The organism is Cognatilysobacter segetis, assembly GCF_004359965.1.
Taxonomy (GTDB): Bacteria; Pseudomonadota; Gammaproteobacteria; order Xanthomonadales; family Xanthomonadaceae; genus Cognatilysobacter; species Cognatilysobacter segetis.
In genome coordinates this window covers 1-18,287 of the sequence record NZ_SMRQ01000054.1, presented here as the reverse complement: position 1 = coordinate 18,287, position 18,287 = coordinate 1, and the positions used below count along the sequence as shown (strand labels likewise).

Sequence of the window (18,287 nt, the reverse complement as noted above, 5' to 3'; positions counted from 1 at the left end):
TCCCGCCAGACGGAGAAGCTGCGGCGCGGCGCGATGCGCAGGCCGTCGTCGGTGGGCACCAGCGCCTTCGCGGGCTCGCCGGCCCAGCGCACGGTTTCCACCTGCTCGTTGCGGAACAGCAGCAGCCAGTCGTCGGCACCGAGCCGCAGCGCCAGCACGCCGGCCACCGGGTCGCCCTCGACCGGCGGCGCCCATTCGGCCATCGCATCGCTGGCGGTCAGCGAGACCGCGCCCTGCGCCTGCAGCCAGTCGATCAGCTGCACCGCGCGGCGCGGATCGGGCACGTCGCCCGCCGCCTGCCAGCGCGACTGCGCCCACACCGCGACGCCATCCGCGCCGAGGCTGTCGCGCAGCAGCGGCAGCTCGTCGGCGAGCGCCGCGTCGAAGTCGCGTGCGCCTACGAGCCGCTGCGCCAGCGCGTCGCGCACCTGCTGCGCATGCTCGAAGTGCGCGACCGTGCGCTGCTGCTCCAGTGCGGCCACGCGCATCGACACGAACAGGCCGAACAGGTCCGCCGCGGCCCGGATGACCGGCGGCACCAGGCGCGGCGCGCGGTGGTGGCAGGCGATCAGGCCCCAGAGGCGGCCGCCGGCGATGATCGAGATCGACATCGAGGCACCCACGCCCATGTTGCGCAGGTCTTCGAGGTGGATCGGCGAGACGCTGCGCAGCGCGTGCTGCGAGAGGTCCAGCGGCCGGTCGTCGATGCGGCCGGGCAGGATCGGGACCGGCACGTAGTCGACGTCCGGGATCACGCGGAGGCGGTTGCGCAGGTACAGCGCGCGCGCCTGCGGCGGGATGTCGGAGGCGGGATAGCGCAGGCCGAGGTAGGGCTCGAGGTCGTCCGCGCGCGCCTCGGCGATCACCTCGCCGGCGCCGTCGTGGAGGAAGCGGTAGATCATCACCCGGTCGTAGCCGGTGAGTTCGCGCACCTGCGCGGCCACGTACTCGTGGAAGTTCTCCGGCGGCTCGTGCGCCACCGCGGCGATCATCGACTGCGCGAGCGCGGTCGGCTGCGGGGCGGGGCCGCGGCCGTGGCGCGGCTCGATCTCGATGTGCACGAGGTCGTCGGCGACGTGCACGACGAGGTCGCAGGCCGTGCCGAGCGGACCGAGATTCGCGAGGCCGGCGCGCTGCGCGTTCGCATTCGGCGCCGTGAGCGACAGCGTGTCGAGGATGCCCTGCAGCACGTCCTCGCTGACGTACTCGCGCAGGCTGTGGCCGAGCAGCGCGTCCACCGGCACGTCGAGCAGCGCCTCGATGTTGGCCGACACCTGGCGGACGGTCCAGTCGGGCATCGCGCACGCGACGAGGTAGCCGTGCGCCTGGATCGCGCCGGACAGGTGGATGGGCTCCTTGGCGCAGCCGTCGGCGTCGATCGTGTTCAACCGGGTCATGCGGTTACGTCCCGGGCGTCGTCGAGCGCGCGCTCGACCTGCGCGAACGCGGCATTGGCGGCGTCGCAGGCCGCGCGCTGCGCGGTTTCATCGAGGTGGAGGCCGTCGAGGCTGGCGAGCAGGCTCGGCCAGGCATCGCCGCTGGCATGCCGGGCGAGGTAGCGCGCGCCCCGCGTGGCGTCGAAGCCGAGCGTGGCGACGCGGCGCAGCAGCAGGCGCGCGCCGAGCGCGGAGCCGGCCAGCACGTAGCGCCAGCCCAGGCGCGCATCGTCGCGGCGCGGGGCCGCGTCCGGCTCGCCCGGCAACGGCGGGCGGCCGACGTCGGCGAGGTCGGCTTCCAGTGCGAGCTGACAGGCGACGAGGTCGGCCGGATCGCCGAGCACGCGACGCGCGCTGCGCACGAAGCGATGCATCGCCTGCAGGAACGCCGCGTAGCTGGCGACGTCGGTGAAGTCGCCGATGCGGGCGTCGACGCGCGCATGCGCCTCCGCGGTGGCGTGACGGAGCCGCCATCGCAGCGTGTCGTGTGAAGAATGCATCACCGAACCGTAGCAGCGGTCGATGAACGGCGTCGGTGGGACAGCGCACATAGCGCCCGGTTACAGTCGCCGCACCTTCGCGATCGCACGCCCTTCATGAACCGCACCCGGCTGCACGCCCTCCTTCTCGCCGTCTTCGTCCCCGCCCTCGTGAGCCTGCCCGTCGCCGCCGCCACGCCGAACGCCCCGTCCCGCCTCACGCTCGAAGCCCTCGCCGGCGACGCGCCGCTGTCCGGCCCGAGCCTGCTGCGCCCGAAGGTGTCGCCGGATGGGACGCGCGTCACGTTCCTGCGCGGCAAGGAGCGCGACCGCAATCGCCTCGACCTCTGGGCCTACGACGTCGCGTCGGGCAAGACCACGCGGCTGGTCGATTCCGACGACGTGCTGCCCGGCGCCGAAGTGCTCTCCGATGAAGAGAAGGCGCGCCGCGAGCGCCAGCGCATCGCGGCGCTGTCCGGCATCGTCGACTACCAGTTCTCGCCCGACGGCAAGACGCTGCTGTTCCCGCTCGGCGGCGAGCTCTATCTCTACGACCTCGCCAAGTCCGGCAAGGACGCGGTGCGCAAGCTCACCGACAAGGAAGGCTTCGCGACCGATCCCAAGATCTCGCCGGCCGGCAAGTACGTGAGCTTCGTGCGCGGCCGCAACCTGTGGGTGATCGACCTCGCCTCGGGCCAGCAGCGCCAGCTCACCTCCGACGGCAGCGAGACGATCGGCAACGGCGTCGCCGAGTTCGTCGCCGACGAGGAGATGGACCGCCACACCGGCTACTGGTGGGCGCCGGACGATTCGGCGATCGCGTTCGCGCGCATCGACGAGTCGAAGGTGCCGGTGCAGAAGCGTTACGAGGTGTACCCGGATCGCACCGAGGTCGTCGAGCAGCGCTACCCGGCCGCGGGCGATACCAACGTCGGCATCCAGCTCGGCGTTGTCGATCCGTCGGGCGCCTCGAAGCAGCCGCGCTGGATCGACCTCGGCAGGAATCCGGACATCTACCTCGCGCGCGTGAACTGGCGCGATCCGCAGCACGTCGCCTTCCAGCGCCAGGCGCGCGACCAGAAGACGCTCGAGCTGGTCGAGGCCGACCTCGGCACCGGCAAGCAGCGCACGCTCGCCACCGAGCATTCGAAGACCTGGGTGCCGCTGCACGATGCGCTGCGCTTCCTGAAGGACGGCTCGTTCCTCTGGAGCAGCGAGCGCACCGGCTTCGAGCATCTCTACGTCGTCGACGCGGCCGGCAAGGCGCGCGCCCTGACGTCGGGCGAGTGGCCGGTCGACAGCCTGCTCGCGGTCGACGAGCCGAACGGCTGGGTGTACTTCAGCGCCGGTCGCGAGTCGCCGACGCAGTCGCAGATCTACCGCGTGCCGCTTAAGGGCGGCGCGATCGAGAAGCTGTCGAAGGAAGCCGGCTGGCACGGCGCGAGCTTCGCGTCGAACGCGAGCGTGTACGTCGACAGCTGGTCGAATCCGACCACGCCGCCGCAGCTCGTGCTGCATCGCGCCGACGGCGGTGAAATCGCGACGCTGGTCAGGAACGACCTGAACGATCCGAAGCATCCGTACGCGCCTTACCGCGCCGCGCACCGCCCGATGGAATTCGGCACGGTGAAGGCCGCCGACGGCCGCACCCCGCTGCATTACTTCGTGATGAAGCCCGAAGGCTTCGATGCCTCGAAGAGCTACCCGGTGATCGTCAACGTCTACGGCGGCCCCGCCTCGCAGACGGTGAAGGAGACCTGGCAGCCCGACCTCAACCAGTACTTCGCGCAGCACGGCTACGTGGTGTTCTCGGTCGACAACCGCGGCACGCCGCGGCGCGGCGCGGCCTTCGGCGGGGCGCTGTACGGCAAGCAGGGCACCGTGGAAGTCGACGACCAGCGCGCGGCGCTGCACTGGCTCACGTCGCAGCCGGGCATCGACAAGGACCGCGTCGGCGTCTACGGCTGGAGCAACGGCGGCTACATGACGCTGATGCTGCTAGCGCGCGGCCAGGGCGACTACGAATGCGGCGTCGCTGGCGCGCCCGTCACCGATTGGGGCCTCTACGACACGCACTACACCGAGCGCTACATGGACCTGCCGAAGTCCAACCCCGCCGGCTACAAGGCCGCGCGCGTGCTCGAGCACATCGACGGCCTGGTCGGCGAGAACGCGCCCAAGCTGCTCGTGCTGCACGGCATGGCCGACGACAACGTGCTGTTCACCAACTCCACCGCGCTCATGAGCGCACTGCAGCAGCGGGGCCAGCCGTTCGAGCTGATGACGTATCCCGGTGCCAAGCACGGCCTGAAGGGCAAGGACCAGCTGCACCGCATGAAGATGACCGACGCGTTCCTCGCGCGTTGCCTCAAGCCCTGACCGCGTGACCTTCGGCGCATGGCCGCTCCGCGCGGCCGCGCCATCCTCGACGCTTCCCCGGAGCCCGACATCGCCATGACCAAGCCGCTCGTCCTCGCCCTCGCGCTGGCCCTCACCGCGCCGGGCCTCGCCCTCGCCGCGCCGGCGGCGCCCGCCGCCAAAACCGCCGCGGCGAAGCCCGCGCCCGCCTGGGTCGCGCGCAGCAATGCCTATGCGCAGGTCCTGCTGACGGCGCAGGGCCCGTTCCAGCCCGAGCAGCTCTCGTTCTTCGGCGTGCCCGGCTTCGACGACAAGGTCTTCGACTACGGCCCCGGCTTCGGCGCACGCTACCGCGAGGCCACCGCGAAGGCGCGCGACGAGCTGCGCGCCAAGCTCGCCACCGAGAAGGATCCCAACGTCCGCCAGGACCTCGAGATCCTGATCCAGGCGGCCGACGACGCGATCGAGGCCAGCGCCGTCAACGAGCAGATGACGCGCCCGTGGCTCGACGTCGGCCAGACGGTCTTCGGCGGCCTGCAGGGCCTGCTGTCCGACCAGACGCCGCCGGCGCGGCGCGCGATGGCGGTCAAGCGCCTGCAGGCTTACGTCGGCATGGCGCCGGGCACGACGCCGCTCGCCACGCTCGCGCGCCAGCGCTACGAGGAGCGGAGCGAGGCCGGCCTGCTGATGCCGACGCAGGTCGAGGTGCAGCAGTCGCTCGACAACCTCGATACCTACCGCGCCGGCATCAAGCAGCTCTTCGACAAGTACAAGGTCGATGCGGGCCCGGCGCTCGCCGAGCTCGACAAGCAGCTCGCCGACTACGCCGCGTGGACGAAGTCGACCGTGCTGCCGAAGGCGCGCACCACCTATTCGCTGCCGCCGGAGCTGTACGCGCTGTCGCTCAAGAACGTCGGCATCGACATCGATCCGCGCACGCTGATCGAGCGCGCGCAGATGGAGTTCGCGGAGACGCGCAACGCGATGCAGCAGATCGCGCCGCTGGTCGCCAAGGCGCACGGGTGGACCGACACCAACTACGTCGCGGTGATCCGCCAGCTCAAGAAATCGCCGATCCCCGATGCGCAGATCGAAACGCATTACCGCACCGTGGTGATGCCCGAGCTCGATCGCCTGATCGCGGCCAACCGCGTGGTCGAGCTGCCCAACCGCCCGATGCAGATGCGCGTGGGCACGCCCGCGGAGAACGCGCAGCAGCCGGCGCCGCACTTCCTGCCGGCGCCGCTGGTGGGCAATACCGGCCAGCAGGGCACGTTTGTGCTGCCGCTGTCGAACCCGAATGCCGGCGCCGACGGCCCGTACGACGATTTCAACTACCCTGCCGGCGCGTGGACGCTCTCCGCGCACGAGGGCCGCCCGGGCCACGAGCTGCAGTTCACCGCGATGGTCGAGCGCGGCATCTCGCTGGCGCGCACGCTCTACGCCTTCAACTCGGTGAACGTCGAGGGCTGGGCGCTGTACGCCGAGGCCGAAATGGTCCCGTACGAGCCGCTCGACGGTCAGCTGATCGCCCTGCAGCTGCGCCTGCTGCGCGCCAGCCGCGCGATGCTCGACCCGATGATCAACCTCGGCCTGGCCGACCGCGACACCGCGTTCGACTGGCTGGTGGATAAGGTCGGCCTGTCCAAGGCGATGGCGCGGCAGGAGGTCGACCGCTACTCGGTGAAGTCGCCGGGCCAGGCCGGCAGCTACTTCTACGGCTACAGCCAGCTGATGCAGCTGCGCACCGAGACCGAGATCGCGCTGGGCGACCGGTTCGACCGCAAGGCCTTCAACGACTTCCTGCTCGACCAGGGCCTGCTGCCGCCGAAGCTGCTGGCCAAGGCGGTGCGCGAGCAGTTCGTGCCGCAGCAGAAGGCGAAGAAGGGCTGAGGCCGTTCGACAACGGATGCGAAAACGCCCGCAGCGATGCGGGCGTTCTTCGTTTCGGGCGGCGAAGGTCGAGCGCGACCGCGGGGCAACGCGATACGCGCAGGCTCAGGTTACCCGCGCCAGCATCCGGTCGTTGCCGATGAAGCGCGCCCAGCGGGTGCCGATGTCGGCCCAGCACAGGTAGGCCGCTTCGCCGACGAGGCGCACCACCGTGCGCGGTCGCAGCGGCAGCGAGGGCTCGGCCGCGCAGAGCTCGACGTCGAAGCCCAACTGGCGCGCGAACATGGCGCAGCGCGCGAGGTGGTAGCGGTTGCTGAGCAGCGTGACCCGCCCGCGCACCGCATCGCCCAGCATCTGCCGCGCATTGCGCAGGTTCTGCAGCGTGTCGCGCGAGCCCGATTCGAGCTGCATCGGCGCATCCGGCGACAGCCCGCGCGCCAGCAGTTCGCGCTGCGCGATCTCGGCCTCGGTCGGCTCGCCCTGCGGCCCGCCGCCGAGCAGCACGAAGCGGCGCTGCGGATGCTCGCGCCACAGGGCCGCGGCGCGGTCGAGGCGGGCGGCGAAATCGCCGTCGACCCGCCCCTTCGGCGCATGCTTGCCGAACAGCAGCAGGTGCGAGCCGTCGTGCGGCGCGCAGGGCGCGCGGCGAGCGGTGCGCACCACGTGGACCAGATACGGCAGATAGACGAGCCCGGCGCTGAGCACGCAGGCGGCCAGCGCGACGATGCCCGTATGGAGCACGTCGCGGTCCCTGAACAGGGCGAACTGGTGGTGGGCGCGGGAGGACATCGTCGGCACGTTCAGCCGGAGCCAGCCCGGCGCCGCGAGAATATGCCATCAAGCCGGCGTGAAGGATGACCGCTGGCATACTTCCCGACCCTGCCTGGAGCCGCGCCCTTGCCGTCCGACGCAACACCGATGCCGCCGCTGGCGATCCGGGCCTTCACCGCGACGAGCGCGCTCGGCCGCGGCCTCGATGCCCACCGCCGCGCGCTGCGCGAGCGCCGCAGCGGCCTGCGCCGCAATGATTTCGGCAGCGAGCGGCTGGACTGCTGGATCGGCCGCGTCGACGGCCTCGAGGACGCGCCGCTGCCGGCCGGCTGGTCGAAGTGGGAATGCCGCAACAACCGGCTCGCCTGGCTCGCGCTGCAGCAGGACGGCCTGCTCGACGCCGCCAGCGCGGCCATCGCCCGCTACGGCGCCGACCGCGTCGCGGTGGTGATCGGCACCTCGACCTCGAGCATCGGCGCGACGGAAGAGGCCTACACGCGGCTGGCGCCCGACACCGACGGCAGCCCGGCCTTCCCCGCCGACCTGCGCCGCGCGATCGTCCACACCGTGCATTCGCCCGGCGACTTCGTGCAGCAGGCCACCGGCGCGCGCGGCCCCTGCGTCACCGTAGCCACCGCCTGCTCGTCGAGCGCCAAGGTGTTCGCGCAGGCGGCGCGCCTGATCGAGGCGGGCGTGGTCGATGCCGCGATCGTCGGCGGCGTCGACACGCTCTGCGGCAGCGTGCTGTTCGGCTTCAACTCGCTGCAACTGGTGTCGAAGAACCCCTGCAAGCCGTTCGACGCCACGCGCGACGGCCTGTCCCTCGGCGAAGCCGGCGGCTTCGCGGTGGTCGAGCGCGCACACGACGGCGACACCGGCCTGCAGCTGCGCGGCTACGGCGAGTCGTCGGACGCGCACCACATGTCGGCGCCGCATCCCGAAGGCCTCGGCGCGCAGCTCGCGATGCGCGACGCGCTCGCGCGTGGCGGCATCGACGCGGGCGACGTCGGCTACCTCAACCTGCACGGCACCGCGACGCCCGCGAACGATCGCGCCGAATCGCTGGCGGTGAAGGCGGTGTTTCCCGGCACGCTGCACGCGAGTTCGACGAAGGCCTACACGGGCCACACGCTCGGCGCGGCCGGGATCGTGGAGTCGGTGATCGCGCTGCTCGCGCTCGAATCCGGCGAGCTGCCCGGCATCCTCGGCTCGGACACGCCCGACGAGGCCTGCGGCCCGCAGATCCGCTTCGAGGACGCCACGCGCCGCATCGATTACGCGATGAACAATTCCTTCGGCTTCGGCGGCAACAACTGCTCGCTGCTGTTCGGGCGCGCCGCATGAGGCTCGCCGCCACCATCGAGGGCATCGGGTTCTGGGCGCCGGGCCTGCCGGACTGGAACGCCGCGCGCGCCTTCGTGCGCGACGGCGCCCTGCCCGACGCCGCACCCGCGCGCCCGTCGCCACAGCTGCTGCCACCCAACGAGCGTCGCCGCGCGCCCGACAGCGTCGCCGTCGCGCTCGACGTCGCGCTCGCGGCCTGCACCGCCGCGGGCCGCGATGCGAAATCGCTGCCGTCCGTGTTCGCTTCGATGCACGGCGACCTCGCGATCACCGACTACATGTGCGCCACGCTGGCCGACCAGCCGGCCTCGGTCTCGCCGATCCGCTTCCACAACTCGGTGCACAACGCGGCCGCGGGCTACTGGACGATCGGCGCCGGCGCGATGGCACCGGCCACCTCGATCAGCGCTTTCGATGCGACCTTCGCGCAGGGCCTGGTCGAGGCCTGCACGCAGCTCGCCACCGGCGCCGATGCGGTGCTGCTGGTCGGCTACGACAGCGCGTCAGCGGGCCCGCTGACGAAGGTCTCGCCCAGCCAGGGCCTGCTCGGCGGCGCGCTCGTGCTGTCACGCCGCGATGGCGGCCCGCGCCTCAGCCTGTCGCTGCGCGACGGCGAGGCCGGCGAGGTCGAGGGCGCGCTGCTGCAGTGCGCACCGCAAAACGCGATGCGGCCGATGCTGCCGCTGTTCGAAGCACTCGCGGCCTGCTCGCCGCGCTGCACGCTCAAGGCCGGTCCCGGCCGCGTGCTCGACGTGGAGATCCTGCATGGCTGAGCCGCTCAGCGCCCGCGACATCGCGATCGTCATTCCCGCGCTCAACGAGGCCCTGCGGATCCGCGACGTCGTGGAAGGCGCGCTGGCGCAGTGTCCGAACGTGATCCTGATCGACGACGGCTCCGACGACGGCACCGCCGAGCGCGTGGCCGACCTGCCGATCACCGTGATCCGCCATCCCCCGCGCATGGGCAAGGGTGCGGGCCTTCGCGACGGCTTCGCCGAGGCGATGCGCCAGGGCCGCCACGGCGTGATCAGCATGGACGGCGACGGCCAGCACTCGGCCGACGACATCCCGCGCCTGCTCGAGGCGGCGAACGCGCATCCCGAGCACATCATCATCGGCGCGCGCCTGCGCAAGCGCTCGCGGCAACCGACGTATCGCCGGCTTGCGAACGAGTTCGGCGACTGGGGCATCGCGATCGCCTGCGGCTTCCGCATCGCCGACACGCAGAGCGGCCAGCGCTTCTATCCCGCCTCGGTGTGCTCGCTCGGCGACATCCCCGGCGAGGACTTCGTCTACGAAGCGCAGATCCTGATCTCCGCCTCGCGCCTGCTCGGCGTGCGTTGCGTGTCGGTGCCGATCGAGTCGCGCTACCAGGCGGCCACCGGGCCGGTGCAGTTCCGCAAGAGCCATTTCCGACCGCTGCGCGACCTCTGGCGCATCACCTCGCACGTGGTCGGGCAGGTGCTCGCCTATGGCGGCCTGGCACGCGAGTACCGCATCACGCGCGCCACGCCGGTCATCGTGTTCGACCCCAGCGGCGAGTTCGCGCCGTCCACGCCCGACATGCGCGCCACGGAGCTGACATGACCGCCTCGCCCGACGTCGATGTCGCGATCCTCGGCGGCGGGCTCGCCGGGCTGACGCTCGCGCTGCAGCTGGTGCGCCGCGACCCGTCGCTGCGCATCACGGTCATCGAGCGCCACCGCCATCCGGTGCGCGAGGGCGCGTTCAAGGTCGGCGAGTCGACGGTCGAGATCGGCGCGCACTACTTCGCCCACGTGCTGGGCCTGCGCGAGCACCTCGACGGCGAGCACATCCGCAAGTTCGGCTTCCGCTTCTTCTTCAGCGACGGCCATGCGGACGTCGATCGCTGCACCGAGCTCGGCGTCAGCCGCCTGCTGCCGACCACGTCCTGGCAGATCGACCGCGGCCGCTTCGAGAACTTCCTCACCGACCACGTGCGCGCGCAGGGCGTGACGCTGCACGACGGCGCGGTGGTGCGCGGCCTCGACATCGGCGCGGGCGGCGCGACGCATACCGTGCGCTACGAGGCCGACGGCGGGCCGCGGGAGCTCACCGCGCGCTGGCTGGTCGATGCGAGCGGCCGCGCCGGCCTGGTCAAGCGCAAGCTCGACCTCGCCGAGCGCAACGACCATGACGCGAACTCCGCCTGGTGGCGCGTGTCCGGCCACATCGATCCGCGCGCGTGGTCGACCGATGCCGACTGGCTCGCGCGCTGCACGCCGCCGGACCGCTGGCGCTCGACCAACCACATGTGCGGCGAGGGCTACTGGTTCTGGCTGATCCCGCTCTCGTCCGGCCAGCATTCGCTCGGCATCGTCTGCGACGGGACGATGCATCCGCTGGAGACGATGAACACGCACGAGAAGGCGATGGCCTGGCTGCGAAAGCACCAGCCGCGCGTCGCGCAGTCGCTGGAGGACGGCGACCACGCGCTGCAGGACTTCGGCTTCCTGCGCCATTTCTCGCACGGCGCCAAGCAGGTGTTCAGCGGCGATCGCTGGGCGCTCACCGGCGAGGCCGGCGTGTTCCTCGACCCGTTCTATTCGCCGGGCAGCGACTTCATCGCGATCAGCAACACCTACATCTGCGAGATGGTCGCGGCCGATCGCGCCGGCCAGCCCATCAACGGCATGGCGGCGCTGTACCAGCAGCTCTACTTCTCGTTCTACGAGAACACGCTCACGCTGTACCAGGGGCAGTACGGCCTGTTCGGCGACGCGCAGGTGATGCCGCTCAAGATCATCTGGGACTACACCTACTACTGGTCGCTGCTGGCGCCGCTGTTCTTCTCCGGCTACCTGTCGAACCTGCAGGTGCTGGGCGCGCTGCGTCCGCTGTTCGGCCAGGCGCGCACGCTCAACCTCGGCATGCAGTCGCTGCTGCGCCAGTGGGGCGAGCGCAACGCGTCCCGTGGTGCCGACACCGCACCGGCCGACGACCGCCTGCTCGACCAGTACCTGATCGGCTGGTTCCGCGAACTCAACCGCCAGCTCGCCGACACACTCGAGCCCGACGCGTTCATCGCCCGCATGCAGGCCGACGTCGAGCGCATGCACGCGCTCGCTGCGGAGATGCTCGCGCACGCGCGCCGCCACCATCCCGGCATCGCCGAGCCCGCGCTGGAATTGCTGCTGGACGGGCGCACGCCGCCGGTCGAACCGCTGCTCGACGCCGCGTGGTACGCCGAACTCGAACCGGCCGTCGCGCTGGAGGCCTGAGCCGGCTCAGCCGCCCGGCGCGCCGTCGACCCAGATCGCGACCGCGCTGGCGCGCTCCTTGGGCGGGCTGATGCCCACGCTCACGCCGCCGCCCACGTGGCGGCCGCCACCGCCGACACCGAGTCCCACCCCGCTGGACGACGGCACCTGCCCGCGGTTCTGGATCTGTACGCCGTTGGCGCCGAGCTTGGCCGCCTCGGTGCGCAGCTTCAGCATCAGCGCTTCGTCGCGGTTCTGCGCGCCGTAGGTGAAGTCGCCGGTGGTCGCATCGAGCAGCGCGATCTCGACGTAGCGCGTGGCCGGCGGCTGCAGGTACACCCGCACCTGCTCGACCGCGATCGGCGGACGCGGGTCGGAAATCATCGTGTGCGAGACGCTCGCGCAGCCGGCGAGCGCGAGCAGGAGGACGGCGGGAAGCAGCGGGCGCAGGGTCATGGCGGGGCTCCGACGGAGGCGTTCCATCTTCCCGGCACGCGATGAACCGGGCGTGGACTAGTCCATCGCCCGCGTCGACACCGCGACCGCGCCCCCGACCGGCGCCTCGGTATTGTCGACGAGGTAGGCCGCGGCCATGTCGGCCAGCCGCGCCAGCATCAGCTTGTCCGACGCACCGAGGCTGTAGCCGCCGAAGATGCCGAAGGCGCGCTGCTCGAAGCGTGGCTCGGCGATCACCTCGCCCGTCGCCTTGTCGGCCAGACGGAGCGTCAGCACCGCCCAGGACTTGCCGCCGAAGCCGCCGAACAGCAGGCGCTTGCCGCCGGTGATGAAACGCACCGCGGTGATCTCGGGCGTCACGACGAGCGTGCGGCCCGGCGCGTCGCCCGCGGCCGCGTTGTGCGCGTCGATCCGCTTGCGCAGGCGCTCGTCGAGGTCGACCTGCAGGTAGCGCTGCGCGATCACGTTGCCCTTGTGCGCGTCGAGCCCCTCGGCCAGCGCCAGCGGCGCCACCTCGATGCGGTCGAACGCGGACAGCGCGACGCTCGGCGGCGGATTGCGCGCGGTCGCGTCGAAGGTCGGCGTGGCCGCGTGCAGCGGGGCGAGGAACGCGAGCGCGAGCACGGCGGCCGCGAGGAAACGTCGGATCACGGAATACCCCCCGGTCGGCGCATGCCGACCCGTGCCGACGGTGTAGCAGTCGCTACGCCATGCCGCCGTTAACGCCGATCACCTGCCCGTTCACGTAGCCGGCATCGTCGCCGCACAGGAAGCCCACCAGCGCGGCCACTTCCTCCGGCCGCCCGGCGCGCGCGGCCGGCACGATCTGCTTGATGGTGTCGATCGGGAACGCGTCCTTGGCCATGCTGCCCTCGATCACGCCGGGCGCGACCACGTTCACCGTGATGCCGCGGCTGGCCATCTCCCGCGCCAGCGAGTTCGACGCGCCGTGCAGCGCGGCCTTCGCGGCGGCGTAGTTGGCCTGCCCGCGGTTGCCGGTGACGGCGGCCACCGACGAGATGCTGACGATGCGCCCCCAGCGACCGCGCGCCATCGGCAGCAGCAACGGTTGCGTCACGTTGAAGAAGCCGTGCAGCGAGACGTCGACGACGCGCGTCCATTGCGCACGGCTCATGCCCGCCATCGGCGCGTCGTCGTGGATGCCCGCGTTGTTGACGACGATCTGCACCGCGCCGGCGTCGAGGATGCGCGCGATGGCGTCCGCGCTCGCGTCCGCATCGGCAACGTCGAACGCGATCGCTTCCGCGTGGCCGCCGCCAGCGACGATTGCGTCGACCACCGCCTGCGCGCGCTCGAGTCGGCCGTTGCCGTGCACGATCACGTGCGCGCCCTGCGCGGCGAGGCGTCGTGCGATCGCGCCGCCGAGGTCGCCGCTGCCGCCGGTGACGAGGGCGCGTCGGGGGGTGGACGTCATGTCGGGCTCCGCTTCGGGTCGGCGCGCATTGTCGCCGATGCGTGGCTCAGCCCGGCGGGTGGACCACCGCGGCGCGGCCCTCGGCGATCACCGTGCCGGCATGCCGGATCACGAAGCCGTACTGCCCGCCGGTCCCGCTCTCGACCAGCACCTCGGCCTCGCACTCGAGCGCGCCGTCGAGGTCGTCGATGCGGTCGCGGTGCAGCGTCACGCCGCGCAGCGCGACGAGGAGGCCGGGACGCGCCGCGCCGCCGGTCGCGGCCGCGCGCAGCCCGCCGTGCACCGCCATCGCCTGCGCGCCGTATTCGCACAGGTGCACGGCGTGCAGGCGGTCGCGGTGGCGCAGCGGATGCGCGCCGTCCGACTGGTCGAACGCCTGCAGCACGATCCGGCGATCGTCGGCGGCGACCACGCGCTGCCACAGGCACATGCGGCCCTGGTGCGGAACGAGGCGTGCGATCGCCTCGCGCGACTGCGGCAGGTCGAGGACGGCGTCGCTCATCGCGCGGTCTCCATCGCACCGGCGTTCGCGGGCGCGCTGTCGTGCCGCACGATCAGCAGCGCCAGTACGAAGTTGGACGCGACGCCCAGCGCGACCGGCAGGCCGATCGCGCGCAGCACGGGGATCGACGACAGGCCCAGCAGCAGGAACACGATCAGCGTGGTGAGCGAGCAGACGATGATCGCGTGCAGCGCGCGCACCTGTTCGTCGGGATCGTCGCCGGCGTGGTCGAAGAACAGCGCGTAGTCGAGGCCGAGGCCGGCCGCGAGGATCAGCGCGACCAGGTGGAACAGGTTGAGCTCGACACCGGCGATGCGCAGCACGGCGAGGATCAGCAGCGTGGTCAGCGCCATCGGCGCGAGCACGCGCAGGGTGCGGCGCGGCGAGCGCAGCGCGACGAACACCGTGAGGGCGAGCAGCACCGCCGCCAGCGCGAGCGCCCACAGCACGCGACCGCGGTAGGCGGCGACCAGCGATTCCGAGGCGTCCTTGAGGTCCATCAGGCGCGCGCCGTGGCCGGCGAGCGCGGCCGATACCGCGGCCGGATCGGCGAGGCCGGTGAGCGTGACCAGCGCGGTCGCGCCGTCACGGCGCGGCAGCAGCAGGCCTTCGACCGCGCTCGCCAGTGGCGTGTTCTCGAGGTCGCGCGGCGTCAGCGGCGTCGCGGCGCGCGCCGTCTCGACGTCCTCGACGAAGCCGTCGAAGGCATCGGGCAGGAACGGGCTGGACGCCACCGCAGTGGCAAGGTCGCGGCGCAGCACGTTGGCGGTCGGCAGCCGCGCCTGGCGCGCGCGCTGCGTCGCCGCGCTCGGCACGTAGCGCGCGGCGAGGTCGTAGCCGGCGATCGCGCCGCGCGCGCGCAGGCCGTCGAGCACCGGCACGAGCGTCTCGCTGGCCTGCAGCGCGGCCTCGGTGTCGCGCGCGTCGATCGTGACGAGGTAGCGCACATCCGGCGCGCCGAGCTCGCCGCGCAGCGCCGAATCCTGCGCGAGCGCGTCGGCGGGCACCGGGGTCAGCTTCGAGAGGTCGTTCTGCCAGAACGCGCCCGGCGCGAACTTCAAAACCGCGAGCAGCACGACGGCCAGCGCGATGCCGGGCACCACGCCGAGCCGCGGCCAGCGCGCGATGCGTGCCCACCACCGGCGCAGGCGCGTCGAGTCCGCGACGTCGCGCGGCGCCGGGTCGATCAGCGCCGGCAGAAGGAAGCGCGAGGCCAGCGCGGCGCTGCCGAGGCCGACCACCGTGAACACCGCGAGCTGGCGCAGGCCTTCCACGCCCGACACCAGAAAGGTCATGTACGCGATGCAGGTGGACGCGACGCCGGTGCCCAGCGTCGGCCACAGCGCCTTCGCGCTGGCCCAGGGCGACAGGCCGGGGCGCTGGTGGCTGAAGAGGTGGATCGGATAGTCCTGCGCGACGCCGATCAGGGTGAAGCCGAACGCGACGGTGATTCCGTGCACGCCTTCGAACAGGAAGGCCACCGCGGCGAGGCCGGTGAGGCCCGCGGTCGCGAGCGGCAGGCCGCCGAGCAGCGGCGCCTTCCACGAGCGGTAGGCGATCCACAGCAGCAGCACGAAACAGATCGAATCGACGGTGCCGATCAGGCTGGCCTCGCGCTGCGTACGGCCCGCGACCTCCACCGCGAACGCGCCTGGGCCGGTGAGCACGAGTCGGGACGCGGTCTTCCCGCGCACGGCGTCGAAGGCACGGCGGATCGACGCGACCGCCGCCTCCTGCCCCTTCGGATCGAAGCCCGCCGCGCCGGTCTGCACCGCGAGCAGCGCGCGGCGGCCGTCGCGGCTGAACCACACGCCCTCGACCTTCTGCGGCGACGCCGCGGGCTGCCAGCGCTCGGCGAGCGTGAGCATCTCGAGCGTCGGGTCGCGCTCGATGACCGGCTCGATCATCGAGGCCATCGGCGAGCCGAGGTCGGCGACGCGTTGTTGCAGTTGATTGGCCAGCGCCGCCGCACCCAGGCCGCCGCGGGAGGGCGCGTCCGACAGCAGGTAGCGATAGGGGCGCAGTCGTTCGGGGATCGCGGAGAGGTCCGCATCGCCGTTCGCGACGAGCGCGATGCCGGGCGTCGCACGCAGCTTCGCCGCGAGCGCGCGCGACTGCGCGGCGAGCGTCGGCGCATCGCCGCCGTCGATCGACAGCAGCAGCAGGCGCGCGCCCGGGCCTTCGCCCAGCTCGTCCATCAGCAGGTGCTGCGCCGGCGTGCGCGGCGCCGGCATGAACTTGCGCAGGTCGCCGCCGAGATCGAGCGAACGCCCCGCCGCCCAGCCGAGCAGGCCGAGCAGCAGCAACCACAGGAATGCGAGGGCGAGCCGCAGGCGCGGCGTGAGCGTGCGCGGTTCGGCCGTCATCGCGCCGCGTCGCCGCGGCAGAGCGTGGACAGGCGCGCGGCGTCGTCGACACCCGTCGCGGCGACCGCGGCGCCGGCGAGCAGCGTGCGCTGCAGGTCGCCCTTCACCGGCGTGGTCTCGATGCAGCGCAGCTCGGCGCCACGCCCGAACAGCGTGAGGCCGCGGACGTAGGCCGCCATGCGCGCGTCCTTCGGCGTCAGCCGCAGCGTCCAGCGCTCGCGCGTGCCCTCGCTGTCGACGCGGAAGGCGCGCTCGAGCTGCGCGCGGTCACCGCTCAGCAGCGCACCGAAGCTGTTCTGCTGGCCCGCGAGCTGCGGCGCGCGGTCGAGCGAATACGTATGCGCCGCGCCGCCGCGGGCGATGGTGACGCTGCCGGCCTTGATGGTCGACGTCTCGACGTACGGTGCGCGCACCTGCCGCACCAGCGTGTCGCCGGCCGGGCGCGCGTATTCGCCCTCGATGCGCAGCGGCTTCTTGAGCAGGCGCGAGCCGCGCAGCTCGACGAACGGCGTGCTCATCGGCGCCGGGCGCGCGAGCTTGCCGAGGATCCAGCCGGCGTCGACCTCAGGCGAGGTGGCGTGGAGGGTCGGCGCGAGCGTCGCCAGCAGCAGCGGGAACAGGAGTCGGAAGCGTCGCGTCAGCATCGGGTTCGCGCCAGAAGTCGAAGAAGTTGAACCAGCAGTACGGCGCCTGTCGCGCCTTGGCCTCGAGGATCGCGGCGTAGCGGCGCACGCAATCGGCGATGACTGCCGCGCGGTTATGCCGTTCCGCCACCAGACCCTCGCTGAACATGGTGAATTCGAGGTCGTAGCGGCGGCCGCCGCGGTACAGCCCGAACGCCACGCAGACCGGCAGCTTCAGCATCGCCGCGATCATCCATGGCGAGGTCGGGAACGGCGCGACGCCGCCCATGAACGGCACGTCGATCGTCGGCTGGCCGGGCTGCGCGCGGTCGACCAGCAGCGCGACCAGCGCGCCGGCGTCGGTCGCTTCCTTGATGGCCAGCACCAGCGACGGGCCGTCCATGCCGGCATCGATGATGTTGGCGGCGAGCTCGGGGTTGAGTGCGTCGAGCAGCTGCTGCATCGACGGGTTGTGCGCCTTGTCGAGCACCACGCGGATCGTGGTCTGCGGCCGCTTGGTGCCGAGCACGCGCATCGCGTCGAAGCTGCCCAGGTGCGAGCCGACCAGCAGCACGCCCTGGCCGCGGTCGAGCGGCGCGTGCACCGCTTCGACGCCGTGCACGCGGATGTCGAACCGGTCGAGCTTGCCGCCGAGCAGGAAGATGCGATCCAGGATCGTCGCGGCGAAGGTGTGGATGTGCTTCGCGACGTCCCACAGCGTGGCGCGGCGCCCGAGCGCGACGGTGAGGAAGCGCCGCGATGCATCACGCTCGTAGCCACGGCGCAGCAGGAAGTACAGCGTGATCGGGTACAGGCAGGCACGGCCGACACCGCGGCCGCCGTAGCGGCCGATCGAGCGGATCAGCCACAGCGCGAACCGGCCGCCGCCCTCGGGGCGCTGCTTCCAGGCGTCGGTCACGGCGCGTCCCCGTCGACGATGTCGCCGCTCGCCAGCAGGGCCTCGCCGCGCAGCACCCGGAAGCGCCAGCGCGGCGCGGCGCCGTCGAGCTCGATGCGCGCCGGCTCGCCCGGGCGCAGCGGTTGCAGGAACTTCACCTGCGGCAGGCGCAGGCGCGCGAGCGGGCCGTGCGTGGCTTCGACCGCTTCCACGACGCGATCCAGCAGCACGACGCCCGGCACGATCGGATCGCCCGGGAAGTGGCCCGGCAGGCTCGGATGCGAGGGGTCGACGACGAAGTCCATGTCAGTCGTGCGCGAGCAGGTCGACGACCGCGGCGCGCGCCTGCGCGGCGAGGCGGTCGCGCGCCTCCGAGCCCGTGCCCTCGGCGACGATCGGCTGGCCGATGCGCAGGCGGATCGTGCCCGGCCGCACCCGGAAGCCGTGCGGCGGCAGGATCGCGCCCGCGCCGCTCATCGCCATCGGCACCACCGGCACGCCGGCG

At 72.2% G+C, this 18,287-nt stretch carries 18 protein-coding genes; 6 read left to right on the top strand and 12 right to left on the bottom strand.

What is annotated here, in order from left to right; all coding sequences use genetic code 11:
* The coding region (locus tag E4F61_RS11430; RefSeq protein WP_133479792.1) for a GAF domain-containing protein at nucleotides 1-1,397 on the bottom strand (1,397 nt) is incomplete at its 3' end.
* A complete protein-coding gene (locus tag E4F61_RS11425) occupies nucleotides 1,394-1,936 on the bottom strand; it encodes a biliverdin-producing heme oxygenase (protein ID WP_162301479.1) in 543 nt (180 codons plus the stop codon). The genes E4F61_RS11425 and E4F61_RS11430, both read right to left, overlap by 4 nt.
* A 96-nt stretch (nucleotides 1,937-2,032) precedes the next feature.
* Here E4F61_RS11425 and E4F61_RS11420 point away from each other — a divergent pair, with 96 nt between their 5' ends.
* On the top strand, nucleotides 2,033-4,294 hold the full coding sequence (locus E4F61_RS11420) for a S9 family peptidase (RefSeq protein ID WP_133479790.1): 2,262 nt from the start codon (nucleotides 2,033-2,035) through the stop codon (nucleotides 4,292-4,294).
* A gap of 75 nt (nucleotides 4,295-4,369) precedes the next feature.
* On the top strand, nucleotides 4,370-6,166 hold the full coding sequence (locus E4F61_RS11415) for a DUF885 domain-containing protein (RefSeq protein ID WP_162301480.1): 1,797 nt from the start codon (nucleotides 4,370-4,372) through the stop codon (nucleotides 6,164-6,166).
* 105 nt (nucleotides 6,167-6,271) lie between these two features.
* On the opposite strand, the gene E4F61_RS11410 is transcribed toward E4F61_RS11415, so the two are convergent.
* Nucleotides 6,272-6,955, bottom strand: a complete 684-nt coding sequence (locus E4F61_RS11410; protein WP_133479788.1) for a YdcF family protein — start codon at nucleotides 6,953-6,955, stop codon at nucleotides 6,272-6,274.
* Nucleotides 6,956-7,084: 129 nt separating this feature from the next.
* Here E4F61_RS11410 and E4F61_RS11405 point away from each other — a divergent pair, with 129 nt between their 5' ends.
* The 4 genes from E4F61_RS11405 to E4F61_RS11390 are packed head-to-tail and all read left to right on the top strand — an operon-like array spanning nucleotide 7,085 to nucleotide 11,523.
* The gene (locus E4F61_RS11405; protein WP_133479793.1) at nucleotides 7,085-8,281 is read left to right on the top strand and encodes a beta-ketoacyl-[acyl-carrier-protein] synthase family protein; all 1,197 of its coding nucleotides are present in this window, start codon (nucleotides 7,085-7,087) and stop codon (nucleotides 8,279-8,281) included.
* Nucleotides 8,278-9,054 carry a beta-ketoacyl synthase chain length factor gene (locus E4F61_RS11400; RefSeq protein WP_133479787.1) on the top strand — a complete coding sequence of 259 codons (777 nt, stop codon included), beginning with the start codon at nucleotides 8,278-8,280 and terminating at the stop codon, nucleotides 9,052-9,054. The genes E4F61_RS11405 and E4F61_RS11400 overlap by 4 nt, the downstream gene beginning before the upstream one ends.
* Nucleotides 9,047-9,868 carry a glycosyltransferase family 2 protein gene (locus E4F61_RS11395; protein WP_133479786.1) on the top strand — a complete coding sequence of 274 codons (822 nt, stop codon included), beginning with the start codon at nucleotides 9,047-9,049 and terminating at the stop codon, nucleotides 9,866-9,868. The genes E4F61_RS11400 and E4F61_RS11395 overlap by 8 nt, the downstream gene beginning before the upstream one ends.
* Nucleotides 9,865-11,523 carry an NAD(P)/FAD-dependent oxidoreductase gene (locus E4F61_RS11390; protein ID WP_133479785.1) on the top strand — a complete coding sequence of 553 codons (1,659 nt, stop codon included), beginning with the start codon at nucleotides 9,865-9,867 and terminating at the stop codon, nucleotides 11,521-11,523. Before E4F61_RS11395 ends, E4F61_RS11390 begins: the two co-directional genes overlap by 4 nt.
* A 6-nt stretch (nucleotides 11,524-11,529) precedes the next feature.
* Here E4F61_RS11390 and E4F61_RS11385 read toward each other — a convergent pair whose 3' ends face one another.
* The 9 genes from E4F61_RS11385 to E4F61_RS14710 all read right to left on the bottom strand — a co-directional run.
* Nucleotides 11,530-11,958 (bottom strand): hypothetical protein, encoded by a 429-nt coding sequence (locus E4F61_RS11385; RefSeq protein ID WP_133479784.1) that lies wholly within the window; start codon nucleotides 11,956-11,958, stop codon nucleotides 11,530-11,532.
* A 57-nt stretch (nucleotides 11,959-12,015) separates the two neighbouring features.
* The gene (locus tag E4F61_RS11380) at nucleotides 12,016-12,609 is read right to left on the bottom strand and encodes a hypothetical protein (protein ID WP_133479783.1); all 594 of its coding nucleotides are present in this window, start codon (nucleotides 12,607-12,609) and stop codon (nucleotides 12,016-12,018) included.
* A gap of 52 nt (nucleotides 12,610-12,661) precedes the next feature.
* Entirely contained in the window at nucleotides 12,662-13,393 is a 732-nt protein-coding gene (gene fabG, locus E4F61_RS11375) for a 3-oxoacyl-ACP reductase FabG (protein ID WP_133479782.1), read from the bottom strand.
* Between the two features lie 46 nt (nucleotides 13,394-13,439).
* A complete protein-coding gene (locus tag E4F61_RS11370) occupies nucleotides 13,440-13,895 on the bottom strand; it encodes a hotdog family protein (protein ID WP_133479781.1) in 456 nt (151 codons plus the stop codon).
* Nucleotides 13,892-16,261 carry an MMPL family transporter gene (locus E4F61_RS11365; protein WP_133479780.1) on the bottom strand — a complete coding sequence of 790 codons (2,370 nt, stop codon included), beginning with the start codon at nucleotides 16,259-16,261 and terminating at the stop codon, nucleotides 13,892-13,894. The genes E4F61_RS11370 and E4F61_RS11365 overlap by 4 nt, the downstream gene beginning before the upstream one ends.
* A complete protein-coding gene (locus E4F61_RS11360) occupies nucleotides 16,258-16,905 on the bottom strand; it encodes a LolA-related protein (RefSeq protein ID WP_133479779.1) in 648 nt (215 codons plus the stop codon). Before E4F61_RS11360 ends, E4F61_RS11365 begins: the two co-directional genes overlap by 4 nt.
* Nucleotides 16,826-17,803: an LpxL/LpxP family acyltransferase gene (locus E4F61_RS11355; RefSeq protein WP_133479778.1), complete on the bottom strand. Its 978-nt coding sequence runs from the start codon at nucleotides 17,801-17,803 to the stop codon at nucleotides 16,826-16,828. Before E4F61_RS11355 ends, E4F61_RS11360 begins: the two co-directional genes overlap by 80 nt.
* The gene (locus E4F61_RS11350) at nucleotides 17,800-18,087 is read right to left on the bottom strand and encodes an ApeI family dehydratase (RefSeq protein WP_133479777.1); all 288 of its coding nucleotides are present in this window, start codon (nucleotides 18,085-18,087) and stop codon (nucleotides 17,800-17,802) included. Before E4F61_RS11350 ends, E4F61_RS11355 begins: the two co-directional genes overlap by 4 nt.
* Before the next feature lies 1 nt (nucleotide 18,088).
* Nucleotides 18,089-18,287, bottom strand: a 199-nt coding sequence (locus tag E4F61_RS14710; RefSeq protein ID WP_425480151.1) for a lysophospholipid acyltransferase family protein, incomplete at its 5' end; no start/stop codon positions are given.